The sequence below is a fragment of the Mesorhizobium sp. M7A.F.Ca.CA.002.09.1.1 genome, from assembly GCF_003998555.1.
GTDB classification, from domain to species: Bacteria; Pseudomonadota; Alphaproteobacteria; order Rhizobiales; family Rhizobiaceae; genus Mesorhizobium; species Mesorhizobium ciceri.
On sequence record NZ_RZRR01000004.1, the window covers coordinates 1 to 26,144 of the forward strand.

The following is a 26,144-nucleotide window of genomic DNA, read 5'->3' on the forward strand; positions in this document are numbered from 1 at the left end:
GCTTGCACGGCAGATAACCGCCGATATCGACATACCCACCATCGGCATCGGTGCCTCGCCAGCTTGCGACGGCCAGATTCTGGTGAGCCACGATATGCTCGGGCTCTTCACCTCATTTCGGCCGAAGTTCGTCAAACGCTATGCCGAGCTCGGTGAGCAGGCTGAGGCGGCAATCGCCGCTTACGCCACCGATATGCGGAACCGGCACTTTCCGGCGGTCGAACATCTCTATGTCAACGCCTTGAAGGCCGGTGACTTCACATGAGCGTGCCGATCGCTCGAACCGTGAGCGAGCTGCGCGGCGTCGTTGCGCAATGGCGTCGCTCGGGTGCCACGATCGGTATTGTGCCGACCATGGGAGCCTTGCACGACGGGCATCTGAGCCTCGTGCGGAAGGCGCTCGAAAGGGCCGAGCGGGTGATCGTGACGCTGTTCGTAAACCCCAAGCAGTTCAACAGCCCCGCCGACCTGATTGCCTACCCTCGGACGGAAAGCGACGATGCTGCCAAGCTCGCTCTGCTGGGCACGCATCTGCTCTATGTGCCGGACACAGAGGAAATGTACCAGGTGGGCTTCGCCACGGCCGTTTCAGTGTCCGGCATCAGCGAATGCCTTTGCGGCGCATTCCGGCTCGGCCATTTCAATGGCGTGGCGACGGTCGTGGCCAAGCTCTTCCTGCAGGCCGGCGCTGACTTCGCCTTTTTTGGCGAAAAGGATTTTCAGCAACTTCAGCTTGTCAGGCGCTTGGTCCGGGATCTCGACATTCCGATCACTATTGTGCCCTGTCCGACAGTCCGCGAAGCCGATGGTCTTGCGCTATCGTCGCGTAACGTGCGGCTCTCCCCAGCCCAACGCGCCATTGCCCCAAAACTAGCATCGGTCCTGCTCGATACGGCCGAGCGGCTTGCACGCGGCTCCCCCATCCTGCCTACGCTTGATGAAGCGCGTGCAGCAATTCTGGCTGCCGGCTATCGCGAGCTCGAATACCTGGAGCTTCGCGGAGAAACAGACCTGCAATCGTTAGCAAGCCTTGACCGACCGGCACGCTTGCTTGCTGCGGCTTGGCTTGGCGACACGCGGCTCATCGATAACGTCGCAATATCACCCATCGGTAGTTGGTCAGGTGGGCGGAGCTCTCTCCAATCGGAAGCAGCACAGCAATTGCGGTGATGACGGCGGCGCGTCGTATGCCCTGCAGGGACAGGCCATCATTTAGAACCACGTCTCCGTCGGCTTCCAGCAACCTCCGCGAGGTACGCTAAGCGCAGATGCATCGCGTATTTGAAACCTTGGTCGAGCAACTCTCTGCAAGCGTCGATGCCGTCGATCTCCATGAGGCAATGGCGTCCGCCGCAGCCGGGTTCGACTTTCCGCTCTTCGCTTATTTCACCTACCCATCCGCTTCCGGCGACAGGCCGCGATTGATCTCGAATTATCCATCATCATGGACATCACATTACCTGCAACAGCGCTACCACAGCGTGGATCCCGTGATCCTGCGGGGACTGCGGGGCTGGGATACCTTCGACTGGGGTGTGGACCGCGATCACCGTTATTTGCCGACCTCTCAGCAGGAAGTCCTGGAAAAAGCAGCTGAGTTCGGCATTCGCGGCGGACTGACCATGTCGATGCATGATCATCGCGGCCGGTTCGCCGCACTGACCTTCGCCTCCAACGAGGCGCATCCGCCATTTCTGAGGTCGCTGACGCGCTACGAAAAAGCAATGCAACTGGTTGCGATCAACGTTCATATCCATGCCCGGCGCAGGCTCGCCGAAGATTGCGTGGTAGATGGCATAATGCTCACCCGGCGGGAGTTCGAGTGCCTGAAATGGGCGGCGTGCGGCAAGTCGGCCTGGGATATCAGCCAGATTCTCGGTGTCTCGAAACGCACCGTGACCTTCCATCAGGAAAACGCCAAGGCGAAGCTTGGCGTGCGAACCATCAACCAGGCCGTAGTGCGGATGGCTGCTCGGGCGAGATCCTGATCCTCTCCAAGTCTAGCTGTAAAGGTCTACAGGCTGCATTCATGACGGCTTTGCCCTTCGATTGCGTGGACACATCCCGCACGGAGACGACAATGATGCAGCTGATAACACCCGACTGCTACGCCGAGTTTGCGAGCGAACTCAAGGAAATGCACGGACTTAGGTATCGGGTTTTCAAGAAGCGGCTCGATTGGGAAGTGCAGACCGAAGGCGAAATGGAAACGGACTCGTTTGACAGCCTGAACCCCGTCTACCTGCTTCTCAAGGGGTCCGATTGGCGAACTTGCGGCTGCGTCCGCCTTTTGCCGACCACCGGACCGACAATGTTGCGCGATACGTTTCCGACGCTGCTGGATGAGATGGTGGTCCCTGCGAGTGCCGATATCTGGGAGAGTAGTCGTTTCGCGCTCGATCTCCCTGCGACAGCGCCGAAGGCAGCTGGCGGCCTGGCCCAAGCAACCTACGAGCTCTTCGCGGGGATCATCGAATTCGGCTTGGCCAACAATCTCTCCGGGATCGTAACGGTGACAGATACGCGCATCGAAAGGATCCTTCGTCTCGCGACCTGGCCGTTGTCACGTATCGGACAGCCCAAGCAGGTCGGCAACACCGAGGCAGTCGCCGGCTTCCTCGATATTTCCTACGCCAGTCTCTTGCGCATCCGCTGGAGGGGACGCCTCAACGGGCCGGTGTTGTGGCAACCAGTTCTCATCCAATCGGCATAGCGCCTGCGGATGCTCAGCCGTGACTTGAGTTAAGTCTGCTCACGTCTGCCACTGCCGCCGTGAGGGTGAGCGGACCCGCCCCACGAGCTTTCGACTGTTCCGGTCGATTGGCTCGCGCGGCCGGACTTTGGATTTCCGTAGGCGCAACCCGCAGTCCAGCGTGAGCACGCCAAAATGGCGCCCCTCCGCTTCGTCCAAAGAAGCCAACGTGGCTTCTGAGGTCGTCTTAGAATATTGGACCGGCCGCCGTGAGCGATCGCAACCTCAAAGCTTTGCCGGTATGCCGGTTTGGCCGGACCGTCGGCCAGTCGGAGCAGTCCCCCGATAAGGACCCGAGCTGACGCGCGGTCCAACAGCGCCCGAGCCTATGCTTTGTGCATTACCGTTCGGTTGGCCATGTCGTCCAAGACCGCATGAAGAAGGCTTCCAACCTCCTGCGCAGCGAGCTCTGGCGCAATTCCTACATCGGACAATTGAATGAGCATTTTCTTGGCGGCACAGCGCCAGAACGCGCTCGCCGCCTCGCCGTTCTTGGTCTCGAGGGCCTGGGCGATACTTTCGACCAATATACGTCGCCGATGCAGCGGAAATACGCAAATGTTTGATTCATGCATCAATCACCTCACAGATTCAGTTCCACAAAGAAAAACACCGGCGTCTTCAAAAGAGCCCCGCTAGCGCGGTGACGGTTCGCGGCGACATGACGAGTTCCACTTCCCCATCGACAAGCCATTGGGAGATGAGCCGCCGGACCGCATATCCGGGACCGCACATAAGGTGAACCACCATTGCTCATCCGGCTGCATTTTCCTGGGCCGTTCGACGAGGCGTTCCAGCCGAATTGACGTCCAATGACTTGATCTCTGAAAGGGCAGGGCGGTACGAATCACCCGACTGTTCCGCTGCTTACATTCCTGCGAGCTTGTGTATGAACGATTAAAGCGTGCCCGAGCCGTTCTTGGTGGCCGCCGCAGAAGGGAATCATGTCATCCGCTGCCTATCGTAGGCGGCGCGACTTCTAGCATGACTGCACTGCCCCGACAGGGCTTTGCAATCGCGCGTTTCGAAGCCTATGCTTTGGCATCGGCCGGCATTTACTTCGGTGCAGCCGACAGTAAGACGTACGCGCTCTTGCCCCGTTGGAAGAGAGCCTTGCCCGATCCCTCTTTCGCGACCAGGTGCTGAAGCCCTCACCCCGCAGGACTTCGCGCTTTTGCGACCATCGCTGCATCACGTCGAACCGGGCATCAAGGACAAGTTGGAGGTCGCGCATCAGCCGATCAAGAACGTATATTTTCCCGAGAGGGGCATCGCGTCGGTGGTCGCCACCATGACCGGCGGGCGGCAAGGTGAAGTCGGCATTGTCGGCTATGACGGGATGAAAGGAATTGCCGTCATTCTCGGAAAGGAAAGCACTACCTGGCGCCTGCCGGTTGAAAACCTTCGCCCTGCGATTAGCCCGTCGCTTCGCACCTCAGTGCTGGACTATGCCCACGCGTTCCTCGTCCAATCATGCCGGACGGCACTGGTCAATGGCCACTCCAAGGTCGAAGAACGGCTGGCCCGCTGGCAGCTGATGGTCCACGACCGTGCGGAAGGAGATAAGATCCTCCCGACGCATGAATTTCTGGCGACCATGCTCGCGCCCACCGCCCGGGGTCACCACGGCCCTGCAAATGCTTGAGTATCGAGGACTGGTGCACGCCAAGCGCGGCGAGATCACGATCATCGACCGTGCCGGATTGATAAAGCTCACACATGGCGCTTATGACAAGGAGGAGCAGCGTTATTTCGGCCTGGCCGCTGCCTGAAGCATGTCGGTTGAAACGGGTTCAGCCGACGTCTCCTTGCCCCTCACCAGGTCGCCCAAAAGCATCAGCGGTTTTGAACGAATCGCAGCGATTGTCCGCAATCGGACATAGGCTTGAAGGCGGTCGAATTCGTGCCATAAGTCGGGTTGGTCAGGGTTCAGGGAGGAATTCGTCATGACCAATTCGTTTCACACCGTCACCGTCGAAAAAGCCGCAGAAGCCTATGTCCTTTCCAGGGGAAGGGTCCGCTTTCTCTCCATGGCGCAGGCGATCCGCGCCATCCGAACACTAATGCCGGCATGCAAGGCCACCGACCGCGAGTTGGAGGAACTGTTGGCGGCCGCTTCCTTCGTTCATGGCGTGCCCGTCGCCTTCGACACAAAAACAGCCGATGGTGTAGAACCACGGCTGCATTCCTAAGAGGGCATGCCGCGCCATGCAGACTGTCAGAGGGCATTCGTCAGATGGTAGTCCGCTAACTTAACTGCAGAGTCTAAAGGACGTGTTCCAGCATTGCGAACTCACCGATCGCTTTGTTGCCAAAGCTGCCAGCAAGCGATCGCCTCATCCAGCCGTTTGCACCATCTCATCACAGACATCATCGCGATGCTACCTGTCCAGCATATGTCCAGCATTTCGCAAGGCGGCCAGAAGGAGCCTCGCATAGCCTGTGACATCGATCTGGGCCTGCATCGAAAGGGGCATGCTGGTCCAGTTCTCCAACGGTGCAATGAAAGGTGAGAAGGTGCCATTGACAAGGCAACAACAGCTAACAAGGCCCTCTCGGTCCAATGCCACCACACCGATCTTGTCGCCTGGATATCCAATGGCTGCGACTCGCTGGACCTCCAGGTCACCGTCCACCCGCACGTCAAAAAGAAGGCTACCACGGCTCCTCGTGGCTATCTCAGCCGCCTTCTCATCAAAGCTTGAAGAGAGCAAGCGGACGCTTTCCACCGCCATCTGGAAAATCACCAAATCCAGTTCATTCACGGCCATATGGGCATTTCCGCGCAACGGGTGGTGATTGCAATGACACATACTGCTTGTTCACAGATGTCGGTCACGAACGATCATTCGTCGGGTTCCGGTTCCGACCAACGGTGTCGCCACCTGATCGTGCTGCGGTTCGAACCTTCCGAACGCGAGCCGAGCGCGCTATGAGGTTGGAGTCTAGGTCTCGGACCCTGCCTCGCGGCCTGCTCATCTTTGGCAGACCCGTTGCAACGCCGCCGCGATGGCGCAAACGCCAGATGACGCTGATCCATCGCTTGATCGTGAACTGAGCTTCTGAACACCATTGGGACAGCAGGGTGGAAGGGCTTGACCAACGCTGCCCCCGTTTTCCAAGAGGACCCGTCCTCGATTGAATCTTTCGAGCCCCGTGCAGCGCGCAGCCAAATGATGACCATCTGGACCCAGCTCGCAGACCGCAAGGCAAAGAGGGAACCTTCCAGGCAGCCAAGCTGCGTCGACGCAAAGAGCGGCCTTTGGAGTTCCCAGAATCGACCCTTCCATAGTTGCGACAGGCAACCACTGCACGAGTGTGGGAGAGCGAATCGCAAGCATTGCGTGAGGTCCTGCGCGTTTTCCCCTCTTGCTATTTGGCACATCGTTTGCGCCGAAGTGGGCGCAGCGTTCGACCGGAGCACTGCATGGGAGAGGGAGGAGCCCCACCCCGATCCGGTCAAGGAGAGAGACGGTGTTGGTTCCAAGAGTTCCCCGCGCGATCTTAGCGCCCCGCAAGCGCCATTTTGCCCGGACCTACGTGCAGGTACTTGCCGCCATAATCCTGGGTGCCGCAATCGGCTATTTCCATTTGGAGACCGGCCACAGCCTGAAGCCGCTCTGCGATGCCTTCGTCGATGTCGTCAAGATAATCACCGTACCTGTCATCTTCCTGACAATGGCGACCGGCATTGCCGGCATGAGCGATCTGCAGAAGGTCGGCCGAGTTGCCGCCAAGGCGATGGTTTATTTCCTTACCTTCTCGACGCTAGCACTCCTTGTCGGGCTGATTGTCGCGAATATCGTTCAGCCTGGCGCCGGCCTCAACATCGATCCGGCCTCGCTCGATGTCGAAGCCGTTAAGGGCTATGTGGCCACGGCTCACGAGCAGTCCGTGACCAGCTTCCTGATGAACATCATCCCGTCAACGATTGCCAGTGCCTTCGCGGAAGGCGACATCCTGCAAGTCTTGTTCCTCTCGGTCCTGTTCCTCTCGATCCTGTTCGGCGCGGTCTGCCGCTACAACGGCCGCTCGCTCTTCTCTCTCGTCCGATACATCAAGGACGAGCTGCTGCTCGCAATGTCCTCCTCAGAGGCCGCGCTGGCCTCGCTCATGGAGAAGATGGAAAAGGCCGGCGCCACGCATTCGGTCGTGGGTCTCATTCCATTCAATCTGGACGGCACGAATATGATGCTCGCCGCCCTTTTCATCGCCCAAGCGACGAAAACTGATCTCCCGATCGGCTGCCGGATCCTCATGCTGTTTGTCGCATTGTTCCCTTCGAACGGAACAACCCGCATTACCGGTGCAGGCCTCGTCACAATGGCTGCAACGCTCTTTCTTGTTCCGGCCGCACCGGTCACCTCCGTGGGGCTTATTCTTGGCGTCGATCAGCTTATGTCCGAATGCCACGCGCTGACGGTTTTTCTCCGCAGCGTAGCGGCAACGCTGGCTGTCACCCGGTCCGGGGCGAGCGGGATAAACGACGATTCGGGGAGCGCCTCACTAGCGGACCGTTCAGCGCTCTGGCGGTGGACGGTCAAGTCGCCCGGCGTGGTGAACACAATTCCCCGTGCGAACGACGCTCAGCTATTGGGGTGGACCCGATGGCGCAAAGCCGTATTTGAGAAACCGCCAGATCGCACCGGCACCTGTGCGCCTGTAGCAACTGCGGGGCACGATCAAAACTGACCCATTTTACACCAAAAAGGCGGCCGTTGCTGCCACGCCGTCCATGGATTGGAGACTCATGTCTAAGCCGACTGCCATCACTGTCGCAGCTCTTCTTTTACTCCTCGCCTTGCTGGCGAGCCAATATAGCGCGAACCTGCACCGGCAGGCGTGGTCGACCGACAGGCAAAAGTGGAGCGGCGCATTCGACAACGATCTCCTTCGCCAATCGCCGGCAACCCGCAAGGCGATGCCGTTCTGGTCATATTCAATGACTACCACAACTGTCCGCATTGCAGACTGGCTGATATCAACTACCAAAAAGCCTTCAAGCATGAGCCCAATCTGAAGCTTGTGATCAAACAGTTCCCGGTCCTGGGACCGGATTCCCAATTCCCAGCCTTCGCCGCACTCGCCTCGAGAAAACAGGGAAAGTTCGACGAATTCCACCGCGCCCTTATGATTTCCCCCAGTTGAAGGGTCACTCTCAAGATCGCAGCGCGTGTAGGCCTTGACGTTGAGCAGCTCAAGCGGGAATGCAAGATCCGGCCATCGCAGATGAAATGCGCGCGTCCGCGCACTCGCGAAAGGTCTGCACTTAGACGGTACGCCCGCGTTGGTGGTCGGCGATATAGTGGTCGCCGACCTTGTGGACATGGCCAGCTTGCAACGCTTGCATCGCCGATGCGCGCTCAAAGCGTGCTGGCTCTCGTGCGGGGCAGCATCTGTAGACCGGCCACGCTGTTGTTGCCGGAGCGTGCCGTTTGTGGCAGCTGGCTTTGCTGTCGCTCCTCGTAATCTTGTTGCGGTCATCCAGCTGCCGTGGGCGCCAACAACAATCCTGAGCGCCCGCGCCTGAAGTCGCTGGCCGGGTGCTCGTGAACCGAGCCCGCTTTTCTTCGGCAAGCTCAGGCGGTCTTGGCCCTGCGGCATCGCCCCCTGGCGCGGGGCAGCCTTCGGCTGCTGACGGTCGCCGGCCTGTCGGCCGGCGTCTTTCTATTGTGGCCTTCCCCCTGGCGCAGGGTGGGCAGCACTCCCTTCTAGGCCCGCCGCGGCGTCCCGCAACCCTTCGCTTGTCGCTTTCGGGTCCTCCACTCCGTTCCGGTCCTGCTGATGCAGTCCGCCTCCGACGGCGGGCCTTTCCGGTCGCTTTTGCCGCCCACCCCGCTTCCGGGGAGGGCGCGCGATTGTAGAGCGGAGGACATCACGATGCGTGCAAACAACAAACGTTGCGGCAGCCGACAGGCTGGCGCAGACAGCGGCGGGCGCACCGGCGCCAGCCTTTATCAGGAAATCACCGACCGCATCATTGCCGAACTGGAGCGCGGCACCGTGCCATGGGTCAAGCCGTGGGGCAGGGCAAGGACAGGCCTCGGCCTGCCGCGGAATGCGGCCACCCAGCGCCGATATTCCGGCATCAATATCCTGATCCTGTGGGGCGCGGTCATCGAGCGCGGTTTCCCCAGCCAGAACTGGCTCACCTTCCGGCAGGCGCTTTCGCTTGGCGGCAATGTCAGGAAGGGCGAGCACGGCACCACCATCGTTCACGCTGACCGCTTTGTTCCCAAGAACGAAAAGCAACGCGCCGACACCGATGGCGACGAACCGCAGGCGGTGCCCTTCCTGAAGCGCTTCACCGTCTTCAATGTCGCGCAGTGCGATAATCTGCCCGAACATCTTTACGCCGCCGGCGAGCCTCTGCCTGAGCGCGAGATGGTCCCGCAGGCCGAGGCGCTCATTCATGCAACCGGCGCTGATTTTCGCGTCGGCGGCGAGCGCGCCTTCTACATGCCCGGCAGCGACACCATACAGGTGCCGCCGCAGCCGGCTTTCTTCCACCAGATCGACTATTACCGGACCTGCTTTCACGAGCTTGGCCACTGGACCGGCCACCCGAGGCGACTCGCGCGCGACCTGTCCGGCTCCTTCGGGTCCAACACCTATGCGCGCGAGGAACTGGTCGCCGAAATCGCATCAGCCTTCATCTGCAGCAGTCTCGGCATCGAGCCGACCGTGCGCCATGCCGACTACATCGGCTCATGGCTGACGGTTTTGCGCGAGGACAACCGCGCCATCTTCCGCGCCGCAAGCCATGCCTCGAAAGCCGCCGATTTCCTGCTTGGCCGCAATGTCGATGTCGAAGGCGAGGCACATGCCGAAACCGCCTATGGGAGCGCGCAATCCTCACACGCGACCGCCTTGCGCCTCTGATGACGCAAAGCCGCGCGCAACCAACTCGACAGTTCTTTTGAGGTTGCCCTAACGCCGATGGCCGGCGTTGGCGTCGATCGTTCATCGGACCGAGGTTCGCAAAAAAAGAGGGCGGCATTGATGCCGCCCTCTCGTTGCGAAAGCTGCCAGAGCTGGATTAGAAATCCATGCCGCCCATGCCGCCCATGCCGCCGCCGCCCATGCCGCCAGGCATGCCGCCGCCAGCCGACTCCTTCTTCGGAGCCTCCGCGATCATGGCTTCGGTGGTGACCAGCAGGCCGGCGACCGAGGCCGCGTCCTGGAGAGCGGTGCGAACGACCTTGACCGGATCGACGATACCCATGGCGATCATGTCGCCATAGTCGCCGGTCTGGGCGTTGTAGCCGAAGGTCGCGCCCTTGTTCTCAAGGATCTTGCCGGCAACGATCGATGCTTCCGCACCGGCGTTGGCCGCGATCTGGCGGGCCGGAGCCTGCAGCGCACGACGCACGATGTTGATGCCGGCGGCCTGGTCGGCGTTGACGCCGGTGGCCTTGATGTTGGCCGAAGCGCGCAGCAGCGCGACGCCACCACCAGCAACGATGCCTTCTTCCACGGCCGCGCGGGTCGCGTTGAGGGCGTCATCGACGCGGTCCTTCTTTTCCTTGACTTCGACTTCCGTCGCACCGCCGACGCGGATCACCGCAACGCCGCCGGCGAGCTTCGCCAGACGTTCCTGCAGCTTCTCCTTGTCGTAGTCCGAAGTGGTCTCTTCGATCTGCTGCTTGATCTGGGCAACGCGGCCCTGGATCTCGGCCTTCTTGCCGGCGCCGTCGACGATGGTGGTGTTCTCCTTGGAGATCGACACCTTCTTGGCGCGGCCGAGCATGTTGAGGCCGACGTTCTCGAGCTTGATGCCGAGGTCTTCCGAGATGACCTGGCCACCGGTGAGGATGGCGATGTCTTCCAGCATGGCCTTGCGGCGATCACCGAAGCCCGGCGCCTTGACGGCAGCGATCTTCAGGCCGCCACGCAGCTTGTTGACGACCAGCGTGGCCAGAGCCTCGCCTTCGACGTCTTCCGAGATGATGAGCAGCGGCTTCGAGGTCTGCACGACGGCTTCGAGAACCGGCAGCATGGCCTGGAGGTTGGACAGCTTCTTCTCGTGCAGGAGGATGTAGACGTCCTCGAGCTCGGCAACCATCTTGTCGGCGTTGGTGACGAAGTAGGGCGAGAGATAGCCGCGGTCGAACTGCATGCCTTCGACGACTTCGAGTTCGGTCTCGGCGGTCTTGGCTTCTTCAACCGTGATGACGCCTTCGTTGCCGACCTTCTGCATCGCTTCCGCGATCATCTTGCCGACCGACTCGTCGCCATTGGCCGAGATCGTGCCGACCTGGGCAACTTCCTCGGAGGTCTTGATCTTCTTGGCAGCCTTGCCGAGCGCCGAGACGACTTCGGTCACGGCCAGATCGATGCCGCGCTTCAGGTCCATCGGGTTCATGCCGGCGGCAACGGCCTTGTGGCCTTCCTGGACGATCGACTGCGCCAGAACGGTCGCGGTCGTGGTGCCGTCGCCGGCGATGTCGTTGGTCTTCGAAGCAACTTCGCGGACCATCTGCGCGCCCATGTTCTCGAACTTGTCTTCAAGCTCGATTTCCTTGGCGACGGTGACGCCGTCCTTGGTGATGCGCGGGGCGCCGAACGACTTGTCGATGACGACGTTGCGGCCCTTGGGGCCGAGCGTGACCTTCACCGCGTCAGCGAGGATGTTGACACCGCGCAGCATGCGCTCGCGGGCATCGCGGGAGAATTTTACGTCTTTGGCAGCCATTTTTAGCTCCTGGCAGGGGCTTCAATCGAGCCCGGGAATTCAGTTGACGAAAGGGCCTGATATGAGCCGATGATGCCCATGATGTCGGATTCCTTCATGATCAGAAGGTCTTCGCCATTGAGCTTGACTTCCGTGCCCGACCACTTGCCGAACAGGATGCGGTCGCCGGCCTTGACGTCCAGCGGGACCAGCTTGCCAGCTTCGTCACGAGCGCCGGAGCCGACAGCGATGATCTCGCCTTCCTGCGGCTTTTCCTTTGCCGTGTCGGGGATGATGATCCCGCCAGCGGTCTTGGATTCGGATTCGACCCGGCGAACGACCACGCGGTCATGAAGCGGGCGGAACTTCGACTTTGCCATTTTCGGATTTTTCCCTGGTGCGCTGTTGAGGGGTTTTTGTTAGCACTCGCGATGGACGAGTGCTAACGCGATAGTGAGGTAGGCTGTAAGCGGGCACTCGTCAAGACGGACGAGGGCAGGCGAGGAGCTCTGGCCCCCTCCCCGGTGGAACCCAACGCATACGCGGCATCCGCGTTGATGGCTGCGAGCCCCACATTTCCATTGAATTCGGCGTCATGACGCCAACTTGCTCGCGCCGCTTCCAAGTCGTCAGTCGTGCTGCCGTCAGCACGAACATAGGGCTGCGCTTCACTTCCCGTCGAAGCCGCGGCAAGCAGCGTCGCCGTCAGCACGCTCCTTTGCAGATGCTTGCCAAAGGTGGACAGTGAGCGCACCTGCGCCGGGCTGTTGGTGCGAACGTAAGACGTCATTGACAACTCCTTTTTGCAAGTCGAGCCCCTTCTCCACCTTCGGCCGCCGTCGACGCGAAGAAGTCCGCATCGCGTTGAAGACGAGCTGCGAAAAAGAGAAAGATGTGTTTGATGGCTGCGGCCCCAACGGTGCCTTCAGATTTGAGATCACTTCCGCCGCGAGCGGCTGAAGCTCCTCGCAACGTCAAATCGAATCTGCTGCCAAGCCTCCAGGAAAGGAGAGCATTGCTCATCTCGCGCTTGTGCATGCAGTCAACCTTCGATCCGTGTTGCCACATCAAGAGCAAATGCCGTGCCAAAGCTCACTGGGAAGTGAACGCATGGCTCTCCCTGAAAACCTCACAAATCCAGCATGGTCAATTGTGCGGAACCCGACATGCGTCTTCTGCCACTGTCAGCTTTCGGACAGGCATGACGCGTTTCGCGCCGACCACCGGTCGATCGGTTTTGGGGCCGGTCTGTTCGCCTCATAAGAGCGCGTTACATTGCGTAGCGGTTTCCCGAGCGCCGCCACATGACACTGGACCTGCAGGTAGCACCGGCTTCTCATCCAGCCTTACTTTGGCCCCCTCGCGTATCAAATTCCCGCTGGCGAGCCCTGCTTTCATAGATCGCACCATGCCGGATGTCTGCTCTGGCGCCCGACCCGCTGGCACGATCTCGATCCGGCATAAGGGCGCAGCATCTTTGCAGGCCGTTTCATCCCGGCGTCCTGCTTGGCTGACAGACCGCACTTGGCGAGCGGTCTCCATGCTCTCTCCAAGGACCATCCCTGCGGCTGGCTTGTCGACCTATGGGCGGGTCCGGCCGCCCGAAACCCTCGCGCCATCAGCTTTTTTCCCCGCCGCCTGCGGCGGCTTCCTCGCGCCGCTTCGCTCACAAAAAAGCTGCCCGCTCGGGTCCTTCACTGTCGCTGCGGCCCTGTCGGATTCAGGCGGTCCTGACGCGCCCATTACGGTGCGCCATCGCAGGGGATGGTCCCCGGCGAAACCACAAAAGGAGACTTCGAAATGACCGCGATCGGTTACGTCAACAAGCAGGAAAACGGCGCCTACAAGGGCCAGTTCAAGACGCTCAGCGTCCGCGCCGACATCGATATCGTCCCCAACCAGGCCAAGAGCGCCGATAACCATCCCGACTTCCGGGTGCTTACGCAAGGGGTCGAAGTCGGCGCTGGCTGGATCCGCACCGGCGAGACTTCCGGCAAGGATTATGTGAGCCTGTCGATTGCAGCGCCGGAGTTCGGACCGCGCAAGCTCTACGCCAATCTCGGCCGAGCCGCCGGCCAGGACGATCACGACACCTACGCCATCATCTGGAACCCGGCCGACTGACCGGCCGAGATAAGAGCCTCGCGCCGCAGCCCCGGCGCGGGGCTCATTCCCAGGAGTTCCACCCAAACCCCGTCCGCCCTAAAGGGCGGCGAAAACTCTCCCCCGACTCTTCGCCCGTCCCCGAGACGATCTCCCTCGCCCATCCTCGCCCTCGCTTGTCCGAAGCGAAACGAGGATCATCATGGACGACGAAAACGAACGCGCGGCCCGCGCGAAAAAGGGCAGCCCGTTTCTCAGCACAGCCCAAGCCGCCTTCTATATCGGGCTCTCCCAGCGCACGCTCGAAAAGATGCGGCTCAAGGGCGGCGGCCCGAAATTCCGCAAGCACGGCCGCTATGTCCGCTATCACATCGACGAACTCGACCATTGGTCGAAAGGACACCCGCAGCACTCCATCGCCGGCGATGGCAAGGCCGGTTCCGGCCAGGGCGGCACGGGAGGCCGTTCATGAGGCGGCGCCCTTCCATCCATCTGATCGGCAGCCGCCTGAGGCGTGTTCGAGCCCGTAAGACGGTCGCCTTGGCCGCGGCCGGTCTCGGTCTTTTGGGCTTCACGGCGCTGGGAAAGCCCGCCCCTTGGCTGGTCTGGAACGCCTCGGCCAGCGCGCCGATCGGCCTTTACCGCATCGCTGCGGGAGCGCTGGCGCGTGGCGATCTCGTGCTCGTGCGCCCGCCTGAATACGCGGCGTATCTCGCCGCCGAGCGCAGCTATCTGCCTCGCAATGTGCCGCTGGCAAAACGTCTTGCAGCGCTGCCGGACGATAATGTCTGCGCCTTCAATGACGCCATCATCATCGGCGGCGACATCGTCGCGCGCCGGCTCAAAATCGACGCCGAAGGCCGACCTTTGCCATGGTGGAACGGCTGCCGAGCGCTCGGGGATAACGAGGTTTTCCTGCTCGGCAGCGACAAAAACCGCTCCTTCGACAGCCGCTATTTCGGGCCTGTTCCCACTCAAAATGTCATCGGGAGGCTCGTACCACTATGGACCGAGTGACCCTCCTCTTGTTGGGCATGATCGCCATTGCGCCATGCGCCTGTTCCGCCTCGACCGGCGCTGAGCCGGTCGCCATCTCCCAAAGTCCGCAGCTGCGAAAGTGGCAGACGTTGGTATCGGAAGCAAGCCGGCGCTTCCATATTCCCCAAGCCTGGATCTATGCCGTCATGGCTGCCGAAAGCGGCGGCAAGACAATGCGCGGCGGCCGCCCCATCACCTCCCCCGCTGGCGCCATGGGCCTCATGCAGGTGATGCCCGGCACCTATGAAGAGATGCGGGTCGAACACGGCCTTGGGCCTAACCCCCACGATCCGCGCGACAATATCCTGGCCGGCACGGCCTATCTCAGTGCCATGTATGACCGCTTCGGATTTCCTGGCCTGTTTGGCGCCTACAATGCCGGTCCCGAGCGCTACGACGAGCATTTGAAGCGTGGCAAACCGCTGCCAGAAGAGACCGTCGAGTACCTCGACCAACTCAAGGCGGCCGGAGTTTCGGCGGCCGACATCGAGGCGTTCGAAAGCCAATCTGTCGCTCCAAAGGCGCAAATCGCTCCTCTCGGACGGTCGCTGTTCTTCATTCATGACGGTGTTCACTCAGGCGTGCGAAACGGCGATCTCTTCGTGCCGCTCGGCAAGGACGGCGCGCAGCCGAAGGAGCCGGTGCGTTAGCCATGGCGGACGGGGGCGCGTCTGGCGGGGCTGGGCGCGGAAGGCAAGATAAAGGTACCGCCTCCAGGAGGCGGTTAAATCTTTGTCTGCACATCGTTTTTCCGGGAGGCTGCCGCCGGTGCCAAGAGGGTTTGACGTGTAAGTGTCTGATTTTGCTTGATATGTCTGGGAGGCTCGCATTAAGGATGACGAGTTCAGGCCGAAGCTCGGCAAAATCGGGTCGCGCGGCTCGAAGGCCGGCAAACGCTATGCCGGCCAGGTTCGTGCGGCGATCAACCGGGCTGGCGGCCGGCCGCAACGCGGTGGTCGCTTCACAGGAAGCCGGACAGGGCGCGGCGGGGCGGCCGCCGCACTGCTGAAATCGCGCGACCGGTATGCCGCCTTCCGCCAGCGCCGGGTGATCGTCAAGGCGCGGGTCGTCAAGCTCGCCGGCAAGGGCGCGGACGGGGCGCGTGCCCATCTACGCTATCTTCAGCGCGACGGGGTCACCCGCGAAGGTGAACCTGGCGAGCTCTACGGCGCCGACAGCGGCCGCGTCGACGGCAAGGCGTTCATCGATCGCGCGGACGGCGACCGCCATCAGTTCCGCTTCATCGTCGCTGCCGAAGACGGCATCGAGTACGACGACCTCAAGGCGCTGACGCGGCGGCTCATGGCGCAGATGCAGGAAGACCTCGGCACGAAGCTCGACTGGGTCGCGGTCGATCATTTCAACACCGGCCACCCGCACAGCCACATCATCGTCCGTGGCAGGGACGACCGTGGCGAGAACCTGGTCATCGCGCGCGAATATATCTCATCTGGCATCCGCGAGCGGGCGGCCGAGCTGGTCAGCCTCGATCTCGGTCCGCGAACCGACCGCGAGATTGAGCTTCGCCTGCGCCGGGAAATGGAGCAGGAACGCTTCACCAGCATCGACCGTCGGCTGCTCAGCATGCGTGATGATGACGGCCTGGTCTCGCCGGGCGGTCCCGACGCCATTCGCCAGACGCTGCACCAGGGACGGCTGCGCAAGCTCGAGCGGATGGGTCTGGCCGCGGAGGTCGGCGCTGGCTCCTGGCGCCTCGACGATGAGCTCGAAGCCACGCTGCGCCGCACCGGCGAACGCGGCGACATCATCAAGACCATGCACCGCGAACTGACCGGCAAGGGGCTTGCCCGCAGGGCCGCCGACTGGGTGATCCACGATCGATCCGGCGAGCCCGTCCAGTCTCTCGTCGGTCGCGTTGTCGCGCGTGGACTGGCCGACGAGATCAATGACCGCCATTACATGATCGTCGACGCCGTCGACGGTAAGAGCCATTGGATCAACATCGGTAGAGGCGAGGCGATGGAAACGATGCCTAATGGCTGCATCGTGCGTGTCGCGCCAAGGAACACCGAGCCGAGGCAGGTCGATCGTACCATCGCCGAAATCGCCGCCGCGCATGGCGGCCGTTACGACGTCGATATGCACCTGAAGCATGACCCATCCGCCACCGAGAGCTTTGCGCGAACGCATGTGCGGCGGCTGGAGGCGATCCGCCGCGCGACCGGCGGCGTTGAGCGAGAGCCGAACGGCACCTGGCTCATCGCGCCGGACCATCTCGATCGCGTCGCGAATTATGAGGGCCAGCGGGCCAGGGCCGAGCCTGTCGTTGCCGACAAGCTCTCCTCAATGGCGCTGGAGCGACAGGTCAGCTTCAACGGCGCCACCTGGCTCGACCGGGAGCTGGTTGCCGATAGACCCGAGCCTTTGCACGGATCCGGCTTCGGCCGCGACGTGAGAGAGGCGCAAGCTCGCCGGCGGCAGTGGCTGATCGCGCAAGGCCTCGCGCATAAAGAACAGGATGGGATCGTCTATCGAGCCAACATGCTTTCGATCCTGCGCCAGCGAGAACTGAACCGTGTTGCTGGCCAACTGTCGGAGGAACTTGGCCTGCCCTATGCCGAAGCGCGATTCGGAGGACGAGTAGAGGGTACGCTCCGCCGCTCCGTCGAGCTTGCCAGCGGAAAATATGCCGTCGTTGAAAAGTCGCGCGAGTTCACGCTGGTGCCATGGCGGCCGGTGCTTGAGCGCCATGTGGGCAAGGAGGTCTCCGGTGTCGTGAGTGGGGAGGGGATTTCATGGACCGTCGGCCGGCAAAGGAGCGGACCTGGTGTTTCGTGAGATGGTGTACAGCTTTTTAGCCAGCGGCGCGGGCAGCCATGCGAGCCCGCGTAGACCTTATGGCCGCACGCCCGCAATCGGTCGCATGGACCTGCCAGGCGGGGCGGCTTTGGAGCGTTCGGACCCGACACGCTGCGTGAGTGGCCAGACTTCGAGCGCTCGAAGATGCGGACTGTTGTCTGCTGGCCGGCGTTATTCCGGCTGGCCTATGACCGCGGCGCAACAGTTCACCGCTGAAGTTGCCACGGGCGAACATCGACAAGAGAAAAAACACCATTGCGCGTTACAAATCGCCGTTGAAAGCGTTTAGGTTGCATGCGCTTCGCCAAGTAAACGGATACCCCAGAAGAGAGCCATGACCACGGCCCGCCATATCGTGACGCTGCTTAAAAGCCACATTGCCGGCGACGAGGATCGTTTCCTCTCTATCGCGATGCAGCTTGCTGCGCATGAGGCACGTCAAGGCCATGGCAAGCTTGCTCAGGAGCTCAAGGATCTGGTCGACGCAGCCAAGAGCAGGGACGCCCGGATTGCCAAGAGCAGTCGGCCGGTTCCCCTTTTTCAGCCAAAGGGCGAACTCGCAGGCCTCCTGCATGTGCGCTATCCGGACCTGCGACTGACGGACATGATTTTGCCGGACAGTCTGCGCTCGCGCCTGCACCGCGTGCTGGGAGAGCAGCGCCAACAAGCAAGCTTGCGCGAGCACGGGCTTGTTCCCCGTCGCAAACTGCTTCTGGTCGGCCCGCCAGGATCAGGCAAGACGATGACCGCATCGGCATTGGCCGGGGAGCTTCATCTGCCCCTTTTCATGATCGTCCTCGATGGTTTGATCACCAAGTTCATGGGAGAGACTGCCGGAAAGCTGCGGCTTGTTTTTGATGCAATGCAGGCGACGCGGGGCGTCTACTTCTTTGACGAATTCGATGCCATCGGCGCGCGTCGAGGCGAACGCCAGGATGTTGGCGAGATTCGGCGCGTGCTGAATTCGTTTCTGCAGTTTCTCGAGCAAGACGACAGCCACAGCCTGATTATTGCGGCAACAAATCATCCCGAGCTGCTCGACAGAGCTTTGTTCCGCCGTTTCGACGATGTCATCGAATACGCCGTGCCCGATCGGCCGATTATCGAGGCGCTGCTTCGGGCTCGACTCGACCGCTTCGACACCAGAGGGCTTGCCTGGAACGAGGCGATCTCTCAGGCAGAGAGACTGTCGCAGGCCGAGATCACCCGCGCGGCCGACGACGCTGCAAAAACCATCATATTGCGGGGGGGGAAGCGGATCACCTCGGAAGCGCTCATCGACGCTCTGAAGGAACGCCGGCAGGCTTCGCTGTCTGAGTAGCGACAGCACAGATCATAATGGCAGACGATTTTCCGCGCGACCGCGCCCATATCCACCTTCGCAACAACGGCATTCGGGAAGCCTATCGGCGGCCCAACCAACTTATACATGCACCGCCGCTGCCGGCGCGTGATCGGGCGTCGCATGCTGCGGCCTTGACGCAATCCATCGAACAAGCGGTCGAAAGTGCACGCCAGCAGATTGCGGCGCGTGACCCCCAGCTGTCGGTCGGCACGCCTGGCTTTTACCTCGAGATCGATCTGCCCATGTCCGGACGGGCGGCCCTCGACCAGTTGGCCGATCGTCGCCAGCACATGGAGCTGGTCGCCGTCCATGAGCCAACTCAACCCGGTGCTCCCATCACAGCGTCGGTGTTCCTGCCGCAAAGCGCGCAAGCCTATTATTTGCGGAAAGTCGAGGCGTATCGAGACGTTGACACTGACCGCGGCAGACCGCGCAACGAGCCGCTCGTCTCCCGCATGGAGACAGTCAGGCTGGCGACTGCACGATCGTTGTTTACCGACCACGACGACCTCTTCCCCCAGGCCGCTGACGAGCAGGTGTGGTGGGAAGTCTGGCTGCGCGACGGTCGCCGCGAGAACTTCGAGCACATTGCCGAAGCCCTGAACATCACTTTGCGCACGCATGCGGTCAGGTTTCCGGAGCGGGTGGTCATGCTGGCACTCGCCAGCACGGCAATGCTCGACCGCATGATTGCGCACAGCGATGTCGTCGCCGAGCTGCGGCGCGCGAAGGATACGCCGTCCTTCTTCATGGGCCTTGGCGGCGCGGAGCAAAGGGACTGGAGCGACGAGCTTCTCGGGCGCGTCAGACCGCCTCAATCCGATATTGCGGTCTGCATTCTCGACAGCGGCGTACGTCGCACCCACCCGTTGATCGAACCCGCACTTGCCGTTGAAGACTGGCACACCGTCAAACCGGCATGGGGCAGCGACGACACACCTGCGTGGAGCGGCCACGGGACGCGAATGGCAGGTGTCGGCCTGCACGGTGATCTGGTCCCGCTCCTGGTCGGAGGCGATCCAGTTCCATTGCCCTTTCGGCTGGAGAGTGTCCGTATCCTTCCGCCAGAAGACGAGGCAAACGATCCAGAACTCTATGGCTCGATCACCGCGGAAGCGATCGCCCGCGCCGAGGTGCAGGCGCCGGAGCGCCGCCGCGCGATCGCAATGGCTGTGACAAGCGCCAGTCCGGCGCGTGGAAGGCCCACATCGTGGTCTGCCGCTATCGACCAACTCTGTTTCGAAGAGGAGCAGCGACGCTTGATCGTTCTCTCTGCCGGCAACATCGGCGATGACCTCATGCCGGCCGAGCATTTGACGCGCAACGATCTGGAAGCAGTCGATGATCCTTCTCAGGCCTGGAATGCGCTGACGGTCGGCGCTTTCACAGAAAAGGTCGATATCATTGACACCGACTTTGCGGGCTACGCTCCGATCGCGCCGGTCGGCGAGCTCTCGCCGCGCAGTCGCACTTCGGTCGTTTGGGACAGGCAGTGGCCGGTGAAGCCCGAGGTCGTCTTCGAAGGCGGCAATCTCGCCCATGACGGTGTGTTGCCTGGCGAGCCGATCGACGATCTGCAGATATTGACCACTTTCTATCGACCCGAACTGCGCCACTTCACCACCCTCGGAGATACGAGCGCGGCAACGGCCCATGCCGCACGGATGGCGGGACTAATTCTATCAGCGCGCCCCGAGCTGTGGCCTGAAACGGTTCGCGCCCTGATCGTCCACTCGGCCGAATGGACTCCGGCGATGCGCGCACGCATCGATGCGTGCAACGGAGCGAAGGGCGAGATCCAGGCGCTCGTGCGGCGCTATGGTTACGGCGTGCCAGATCTTGGGCGCGCGCTTCTGTCAACGGTGAACGACCTCACGCTTATCGTTGAAGATGAGCTTCAGCCTTTCCAGCGCGAGGGCGGCGCGGCTGCCAAAACGCGTGACATGAAGCTGCATCGCCTGCCTTGGCCGAAGGAGCAGCTCGCGGCGCTCGGCGCTGCCCAGGTCGAGCTCCGCGTCACGCTGTCCTATTTCATCGAACCCAACCCCGGTGAACGCGGATGGACCCGCCGGCATCGTTACGCGTCCCATGGTCTTCGGTTCAGAGTAAAGTCAGCGACCGAGACAGTCGACGAATTCCGAGCCCGCATCAATCAGGCCGCTCGGGACGAGGAGGAAGGGGCGCCTGCTGGAGGCGGAGAAGAGTGGCTGCTCGGCACCTTCCGCGATCGCGGCTCGTTGCACGCCGATTTCTGGTCGGGCAGCGCCGCCGATCTCGCCGAGCGTGATGCGATCGGCGTGTTCCCGGTCGGGGGCTGGTGGAAGGAGAAGCCTTACCTGGAACGCGTCGACGCTCTGGCTCGGTACGCCCTGATTGTGACGATGCGGGCGCCTGGGGTCGATGTTGACATCTTCACACCCGTCGAAGCAGCCCTGACTGTCGAGACGTCGGTCGAGACCTGATGCAGCACTGTCCAAATCGGCCAACAACGGAGGTTTGACCAGCCTCTGGTGCCATGGCGGCTGGTGCTGGATCATCACGTCGGCAACAGGGATCATGCGCGGAGGACGATAGGCCGGCAAAGGAGCGGGCCAAGCGTGTGATAATGGCGCCCATGGTCACGCCCACAAGCCGCGCCCCCTGCGTCTACGGAGAGGTGCGCGTCTGTTTAGGCGGCCGAGACATCGCTTACCTGATCAACGCGCTCGCCGTATTTGCGCCTGTAAGCGGCAATGAAATCGTCGTCGCTACAGATGCAGCGGCCGCTGGAGTCCTTGGCCTTCGGATCGTGCAAGTGAGAGCCAAGGGGGCGCAGAAGATTCACCCGAGTGCTCGTCGTCGGGCTCATGGGAAACCCCGCACTATGTTTGACCAAATCCGCGGCAAGCATAATCCCGGCAAGCACCGACTGAAAGGCCATCGGAACCACAGTTCGAACGCGGCGACTTCCTTCGCTAAGCTGGAACACCAGACCGCCGCAGATAGCCTGCTGATAAAAGGAGCGCAGGGGCTGGCCGACAAACGGGGCTAGCGGTTCAAACGGCACAGCCATCGCTGTAGCCACGCGAACTACAAAGTCGTTGGGAACTCCGGCATTGGTCTGCAGGAGCGTTTTCACCTGCTCGTGTGCTTCCGGTATTCCGAGTTCCTCGGCAATCAGCTGGTGCTCGTCCTTGGATTTTCCGGATGGCAGGTACATGCAACAAAGGCAAGCCTGGCCGTCATCGAAACCATGCCGGGAGATACCGAGATCGTGCTCCTGCGTCCAAGCGTTTGCGATCCATCGCGGCAGTGCACCTTGGACAGCCAGACGGTCGGCGGCGGTGTCAAGCGCCACACCCACTTGGTCGAAGACCCAATTGCCCCGGCGCGCAACATATTCTGCCCACGTCAGAGGGTGCGCCTCGACCTCAAGGGCAGTCGATCTAAGGGCGGTGGCTGCAAGAACCGCTTTGGACATACCAATCTCCGCCTGGCCAGCCAATGCGTAGCGCTGCAGGTTTGAGAGTTCGATCGCTTCGTGATCGATTACATGCAGACGACCTTTGAGATCGGGTTGTCTCGCTAGCGCCCAAAGCGAGCCATGGCCTATCGCACCGAGCCCAACGAGGTGGGTTTCGCCAAGGTCGACTGGGAAGTCGATCGGGCCAGGCTCTCCGGCTTTGGTCTTGTCGTAGCTGCATAGCGAGAGGTCGATGGTTTCGTCCAACTCGGCGCCGGTCAACTGGGCAGCGAAGATAGTTCGAAAGACGTTGGCGGCGCCGAAGCAACTGGCGGCGCCAGCTCCATAAGGCAGCAGACTTGGGCCAGAGCCCACCGGGTCCGTACGCGACAGCTTTGCCGCCCAACCGTCCGATCCCACGAAAAAGATCGGGCACCGGAGTGATGGGCGCGTTACCCCTGCAACGACGCAGACGGTGGCAGACTTGCCGGAACGCCGGATGCCGACTTTTGGATTGATCGACTTTGCCAAGCGCTCCAGCGCTTGGGCTTGAGAGCTCGCCGCGCTGTCCAGCGGGAGTATCGCCAGAACCGGGTAGAGCCTAGCGAGCAATCTCACCGCAAGATCTAGTGTCGCCTGGCCTTCGGCGCAGGAAGCGGCCTGATGGTCGAAGGCGACTGCCACGACCTGCTTTTCAAGAGCTGCTTTGAAGTCTCCCAGCTGAAAATCGGCCAGCACCTGAGATGCCGCCGTGGCGGCGCGATCGATGAAGTTAGCGAATGCCATTGTTCAACTCGATATCATGATCATTCGCGACAGTGCCGCGGGAGGGAGCGCATTCCATTTGGCCTTTTCGTCAAGCCGATAGGCGGCGACCCGAGCAAAATCGAAAGGCTCGCGGGCGAAATTCGGCACTACCAGCGACAGACACCCAACCGTGGTAGCAACCGCATAAGCGTCGTCCGTCGTCGAATGGTAGGCGCGGCCCGGATGGCTGTGAATCTGGGCCAAGAGTTTCAGGCCGCTTTTGTAGAGCCAGACATTGAGCCGGTGCAGTTCTTCGGCCGCAACGATCACGCAAACGCCATCGTTTGTCCGAATGTGACGCTGCGCCGGGATAACCGTCTCTGTTACGGCAAAGTGCCGCTCTTGCTGAACGCCGACCCAGAGCGCCATCCCCTCATTGCCCTCGCGACCAACTGAGCGCAGATGCCCATGCGTGGTCGAGATGCAGCCGCGCGGGAGAGTCACGATCGTTACATCTCTCAAACCAGTCATTCTTGTATCGCCTGAGGGGATACCACCATTCCTACGATTGTCGGTTGGAGTTGAATCTGCAACTGCTCTATAGGAACGATTCCGTACTTGATGATCTTGTCCAGGATGAAGGCCAAACAGCCTTCGCCAGAACCCCGATGAAGCAGCCATGGATCACCTGAATGGGCTGGATTGTCGTGGTATTCCCGGACGCCCGCCATGCACAGGAATGGTTCGTCCTCGGGACTGTTGGCCTGGATGAAGTCCGTCAGCGGCACGGCGTTCTGCTGGATGAGAGCTCCTATCATCTCCGGCGGCGTTCCGGGCAGCGGCGGACGTCTAAGCATTTTCAGGTATAGATCTTTCCGGGCAATCGGATGACGCGTAAACGGATCGACGAAGACCACGGACGGTGGTCTTAAGTCGTAGTCGGTGAAGTCGACCTCGCTCGCTGCGCTGACCACCCGTGGCTTTAACTTGGGGCTGGCGAAAATGAAGAAAGCGCGCGGAAAGGTCGCCTCGATCAAGAAGCAGCCCTGAGCCCGATAGACATCAGCATATGGCCGGAACCGGCCGATCTCCCGATCAAACTTCGCTCGGGAGACCTCCGGATCCACACTTTGGTGTTTAGGCACCTGCGACGCCCGCCTTCAGGCTGAGGAACAGGGTCACAGTATTCGGGAAACCGAAGTCGCCAAGCTTCTTGTCGACATCGAGCAAGTTGCCGGCCTCATCCTTGAATTCCCAATTCTCGGCTGGTTGGGCGACATTCTGCGTGTTCTCAAGGGCTTTGGTACGAATGACGTGAAGCGGCTGGTTGGGATTGGCTTCGACCTGCGTGGGCTGGCCGTTCACCACCACCGTGATCTCGATCTTGCCCGGTCCGCCGCCGTGATTATCGCCCTTACCCGAATCCTTCGACATTGTCCTACTCCTGTGGCTTGCCAACCGCCCCACGCCCTGGCGCCCACCTGCGAGTGAGACCGGCGGTCTTCAATCGTTCACCCGGCGCCACGGCCGCGAGTACGCGAAAGACAGGGGATAAGCTACCGAATCGGTGCTTGCCTTCTTTTATGGGTGACTTGAGCCGCAAGTAAATGGTCTCAAATTGCTCCTCACAACTATAATCGATTAGAGCAATGCAAAAATATTGGCGACACGCCTATTCATCTGCTCTCTCACTCGCCTGCTCCGTGCTTGGCAAGGGGAGCTTTGACTGCGTCACGCGTCCCCCAAGCAGCCGATTGCGCCGGCAGCGCCGTAGGAACCGTCGTTCAGAGTCTTCACCACTCAAGCAGCCGCATGGATGCAGCCGACGCTCGTCTCCACAAACAGCGCAAGTGGTGCCTTGTTGGATAAGGTCGCCTCGTCCCTGGTGCAGCATCTGTCGGAACGGGTCCGCTGCGAGACCATGCCTCATCATCGCGCATGCGCAGCAGCCGGCGGTCGATGCTCGTAAGGCGTTCTGCTCATTTCGTGGCGAAGGCGCTGCTCGACTCGCGGACATATGCGGGCACCGAGGCGGAGGCTGACCAGTCGGCGCCGCGTTCGCGGATGTCGCTTGCAATGTGCTCGCGTGCGTTTGCCGCCGGCGACCTTGCCGTCCTCGCCTGCTATGGCGAGCCGGCGCAAGCGGATTGCTCGATACTGCCGGCGAGGCTGCGGGCCGGTCCTAACGGCCGTTCACAAGAGCTTGCATCAGCAACTGGCAATCGGATCGATAACTTCGCGATCGCCGTTATGGCGCGGAGATGCGGTCTCGCCGGGTTGTGGCTGGCGCTTCGTTGTGGGCGGCGCGTCGTAGCCGAGGGAGCAGGGGCGGCGCCATGATCCAGACCGAACGCGCGCTGCAGCAGGTGCTTGAGTGGGGGCGTGCCCTGACCGGTTTCGCGGATGAGCATGCTGAGGAAGCGGTAAGGGGCGGCCAGTATATCCTGCAACGCATTCACCCGAGCCTGCGCGACACCAGCGCCCGCACCGGCCGCGATCCGCAGGACGAAACGCTGATCGTGGCGTTCTATCGCGAACTGGCGCTGCTGTTCTGGCTAGACGATTGCAACGACGTTGGCCTGATCGCGCCGGAGCAGCTCGCCGCCCTGGAGCAGGCGCTGGGGCACGGCGTACCGTGCGTGCTCTCCGGATTCGAGGGCTGCGCTCAGCTGCGCGCTTCGCTGGCTGCGCTCGCTTACGATCGTCACGACTATGCTCGGCTTCTCGACTATACCCGGTGCTACTGCGCGGCGCTGCGCGCCGGACACGCGCAGGCGGCAGGGGCGCGACGCTGGTCTTACGCCGAGTACCTGCACAACGGCATCGATTCGATCGCTTACGGGACCGTGTTCTGTTGCCTGTCGCTGCTGTGGGGGCTGGACATGGCGACCTTGCGCGCGCGTCCAGCGTTTCGCCAGGTCCTGCGGCTCATCTCAGTGATAGGGCGCCTGCAGAACGATCTGCATGGACGCGACAAGGACAGGTCGGCCGGCGATAACGCGGCGATCCTGCTTCTGCAGCGCTATCCGGCTATGCCTGTGGTTGAGTTCCTCAACGACGAGTTGGCCGGCCATACGCGCATGCTGCACCGGGTGATGGCGGAAGAATGCTTTCCCGCGCCGTGGGGACCGTTGATCGAGGCGATGGCGGCGATCCGCGCGCAGTACTACCAGACTTCGACCAGCCGCTATCGCCTCGATCAACGGTCCCCACGGCGCGGGAA

Annotated in this window: 25 protein-coding genes and 1 pseudogene; 18 read left to right on the forward strand and 8 right to left on the reverse strand. The window is 61.6% G+C overall.

The features are described from left to right. The 4 genes from EN994_RS00470 to EN994_RS00485 form a co-directional block, all read left to right on the forward strand. Positions 1-265 (forward strand): 3-methyl-2-oxobutanoate hydroxymethyltransferase (locus EN994_RS00470; protein ID WP_206530359.1); only part of this gene is annotated, 265 nt, incomplete at its 5' end. Beyond that, positions 262-1,170 carry a pantoate--beta-alanine ligase gene (gene panC, locus EN994_RS00475; protein WP_063169248.1) on the forward strand — a complete coding sequence of 303 codons (909 nt, stop codon included), beginning with the start codon at positions 262-264 and terminating at the stop codon, positions 1,168-1,170. The genes EN994_RS00470 and panC, both read left to right, overlap by 4 nt. Before the next feature lie 98 nt (positions 1,171-1,268). Then, positions 1,269-1,988, forward strand: a complete 720-nt coding sequence (locus EN994_RS00480) for a LuxR family transcriptional regulator (protein ID WP_063169247.1) — start codon at positions 1,269-1,271, stop codon at positions 1,986-1,988. 92 nt (positions 1,989-2,080) lie between these two features. Then, on the forward strand, positions 2,081-2,713 hold the full coding sequence (locus EN994_RS00485; protein ID WP_063169246.1) for an acyl-homoserine-lactone synthase: 633 nt from the start codon (positions 2,081-2,083) through the stop codon (positions 2,711-2,713). Between the two features lie 365 nt (positions 2,714-3,078). On the opposite strand, the gene EN994_RS35820 is transcribed toward EN994_RS00485, so the two are convergent. Beyond that, positions 3,079-3,327, reverse strand: coding sequence for a DUF6074 family protein (locus EN994_RS35820; RefSeq protein ID WP_063169245.1), 249 nt, complete (start codon positions 3,325-3,327; stop codon positions 3,079-3,081). 599 nt (positions 3,328-3,926) lie between these two features. Here EN994_RS35820 and EN994_RS00495 point away from each other — a divergent pair. The 3 genes from EN994_RS00495 (at position 3,927) to EN994_RS00500 (ending at position 4,944) form a co-directional block, all read left to right on the forward strand. After that, complete coding sequence (locus EN994_RS00495) at positions 3,927-4,397, forward strand: hypothetical protein (protein WP_224570941.1); 471 nt, start codon at positions 3,927-3,929, stop codon at positions 4,395-4,397. Beyond that, on the forward strand, positions 4,390-4,524 hold the full coding sequence (locus tag EN994_RS36640) for a hypothetical protein (RefSeq protein WP_256754986.1): 135 nt from the start codon (positions 4,390-4,392) through the stop codon (positions 4,522-4,524). Before EN994_RS00495 ends, EN994_RS36640 begins: the two co-directional genes overlap by 8 nt. 174 nt (positions 4,525-4,698) lie before the next feature. After that, positions 4,699-4,944 carry a hypothetical protein gene (locus tag EN994_RS00500; protein ID WP_063169243.1) on the forward strand — a complete coding sequence of 82 codons (246 nt, stop codon included), beginning with the start codon at positions 4,699-4,701 and terminating at the stop codon, positions 4,942-4,944. Between the two features lie 189 nt (positions 4,945-5,133). Here EN994_RS00500 and EN994_RS00505 read toward each other — a convergent pair whose 3' ends face one another. Continuing rightward, positions 5,134-5,523 carry a hypothetical protein gene (locus EN994_RS00505; protein WP_024505560.1) on the reverse strand — a complete coding sequence of 130 codons (390 nt, stop codon included), beginning with the start codon at positions 5,521-5,523 and terminating at the stop codon, positions 5,134-5,136. Positions 5,524-6,229: 706 nt separating this feature from the next. Here EN994_RS00505 and EN994_RS00510 point away from each other — a divergent pair. The 3 genes from EN994_RS00510 (at position 6,230) to EN994_RS00520 (ending at position 9,634) form a co-directional block, all read left to right on the forward strand. Next, a complete protein-coding gene (locus tag EN994_RS00510; protein WP_210326676.1) occupies positions 6,230-7,444 on the forward strand; it encodes a cation:dicarboxylase symporter family transporter in 1,215 nt (404 codons plus the stop codon). Between the two features lie 171 nt (positions 7,445-7,615). Beyond that, on the forward strand, positions 7,616-7,900 hold the full coding sequence (locus EN994_RS35825) for a thioredoxin domain-containing protein (protein ID WP_224570942.1): 285 nt from the start codon (positions 7,616-7,618) through the stop codon (positions 7,898-7,900). Positions 7,901-8,632: 732 nt separating this feature from the next. Further along, positions 8,633-9,634, forward strand: a complete 1,002-nt coding sequence (locus tag EN994_RS00520; RefSeq protein ID WP_063169241.1) for a zincin-like metallopeptidase domain-containing protein — start codon at positions 8,633-8,635, stop codon at positions 9,632-9,634. Between the two features lie 157 nt (positions 9,635-9,791). On the opposite strand, the gene groL is transcribed toward EN994_RS00520, so the two are convergent. Continuing rightward, complete coding sequence (gene groL, locus EN994_RS00525) at positions 9,792-11,447, reverse strand: chaperonin GroEL (protein ID WP_013532389.1); 1,656 nt, start codon at positions 11,445-11,447, stop codon at positions 9,792-9,794. A 65-nt stretch (positions 11,448-11,512) separates the two neighbouring features. Beyond that, positions 11,513-11,806, reverse strand: a pseudogene (groES, locus tag EN994_RS00530) (co-chaperone GroES); the annotation flags it as partial. A gap of 1,420 nt (positions 11,807-13,226) precedes the next feature. Here groES and EN994_RS00535 point away from each other — a divergent pair. From EN994_RS00535 to EN994_RS00565, 7 genes are all read left to right on the forward strand, one after another. Then, positions 13,227-13,550, forward strand: coding sequence for a DUF736 domain-containing protein (locus EN994_RS00535; protein WP_024505644.1), 324 nt, complete (start codon positions 13,227-13,229; stop codon positions 13,548-13,550). Positions 13,551-13,731: 181 nt separating this feature from the next. Continuing rightward, a complete protein-coding gene (locus tag EN994_RS00540) occupies positions 13,732-14,001 on the forward strand; it encodes a helix-turn-helix domain-containing protein (RefSeq protein WP_024505645.1) in 270 nt (89 codons plus the stop codon). After that, a complete protein-coding gene (locus EN994_RS00545; RefSeq protein WP_024505646.1) occupies positions 13,998-14,546 on the forward strand; it encodes a S26 family signal peptidase in 549 nt (182 codons plus the stop codon). Before EN994_RS00540 ends, EN994_RS00545 begins: the two co-directional genes overlap by 4 nt. Continuing rightward, entirely contained in the window at positions 14,534-15,217 is a 684-nt protein-coding gene (locus EN994_RS00550; RefSeq protein ID WP_024505647.1) for a lytic transglycosylase domain-containing protein, read from the forward strand. The genes EN994_RS00545 and EN994_RS00550 overlap by 13 nt, the downstream gene beginning before the upstream one ends. 178 nt (positions 15,218-15,395) lie before the next feature. Next, positions 15,396-17,366 carry a relaxase/mobilization nuclease RlxS gene (gene rlxS / locus EN994_RS00555; protein ID WP_063169238.1) on the forward strand — a complete coding sequence of 657 codons (1,971 nt, stop codon included), beginning with the start codon at positions 15,396-15,398 and terminating at the stop codon, positions 17,364-17,366. 355 nt (positions 17,367-17,721) lie between these two features. After that, positions 17,722-18,708, forward strand: coding sequence for an ATP-binding protein (locus EN994_RS00560; RefSeq protein ID WP_024505649.1), 987 nt, complete (start codon positions 17,722-17,724; stop codon positions 18,706-18,708). Between the two features lie 17 nt (positions 18,709-18,725). Continuing rightward, positions 18,726-21,194 (forward strand): S8 family peptidase, encoded by a 2,469-nt coding sequence (locus tag EN994_RS00565; RefSeq protein WP_127307365.1) that lies wholly within the window; start codon positions 18,726-18,728, stop codon positions 21,192-21,194. 206 nt (positions 21,195-21,400) lie between these two features. Here the strand turns inward: EN994_RS00565 and EN994_RS00570 are convergent, their stop codons facing one another. The 4 genes from EN994_RS00570 to EN994_RS00585 are packed head-to-tail and all read right to left on the reverse strand — an operon-like array spanning position 21,401 to position 24,355. Further along, complete coding sequence (locus tag EN994_RS00570; protein WP_127307366.1) at positions 21,401-22,960, reverse strand: E2 ligase fold family C protein; 1,560 nt, start codon at positions 22,958-22,960, stop codon at positions 21,401-21,403. 3 nt (positions 22,961-22,963) lie between these two features. After that, the gene (locus tag EN994_RS00575; protein WP_024505652.1) at positions 22,964-23,452 is read right to left on the reverse strand and encodes a Mov34/MPN/PAD-1 family protein; all 489 of its coding nucleotides are present in this window, start codon (positions 23,450-23,452) and stop codon (positions 22,964-22,966) included. Continuing rightward, complete coding sequence (locus tag EN994_RS00580) at positions 23,449-24,066, reverse strand: putative metal-binding protein (RefSeq protein ID WP_024505653.1); 618 nt, start codon at positions 24,064-24,066, stop codon at positions 23,449-23,451. The genes EN994_RS00575 and EN994_RS00580 overlap by 4 nt, the downstream gene beginning before the upstream one ends. Beyond that, positions 24,059-24,355: a DUF2604 domain-containing protein gene (locus EN994_RS00585; protein ID WP_024505654.1), complete on the reverse strand. Its 297-nt coding sequence runs from the start codon at positions 24,353-24,355 to the stop codon at positions 24,059-24,061. Before EN994_RS00585 ends, EN994_RS00580 begins: the two co-directional genes overlap by 8 nt. A gap of 902 nt (positions 24,356-25,257) precedes the next feature. On the opposite strand from EN994_RS00585, the gene EN994_RS00595 reads away from it, so the two are divergent. Next, positions 25,258-26,144 (forward strand): hypothetical protein (locus EN994_RS00595; RefSeq protein ID WP_127307367.1); only part of this gene is annotated, 887 nt, incomplete at its 3' end.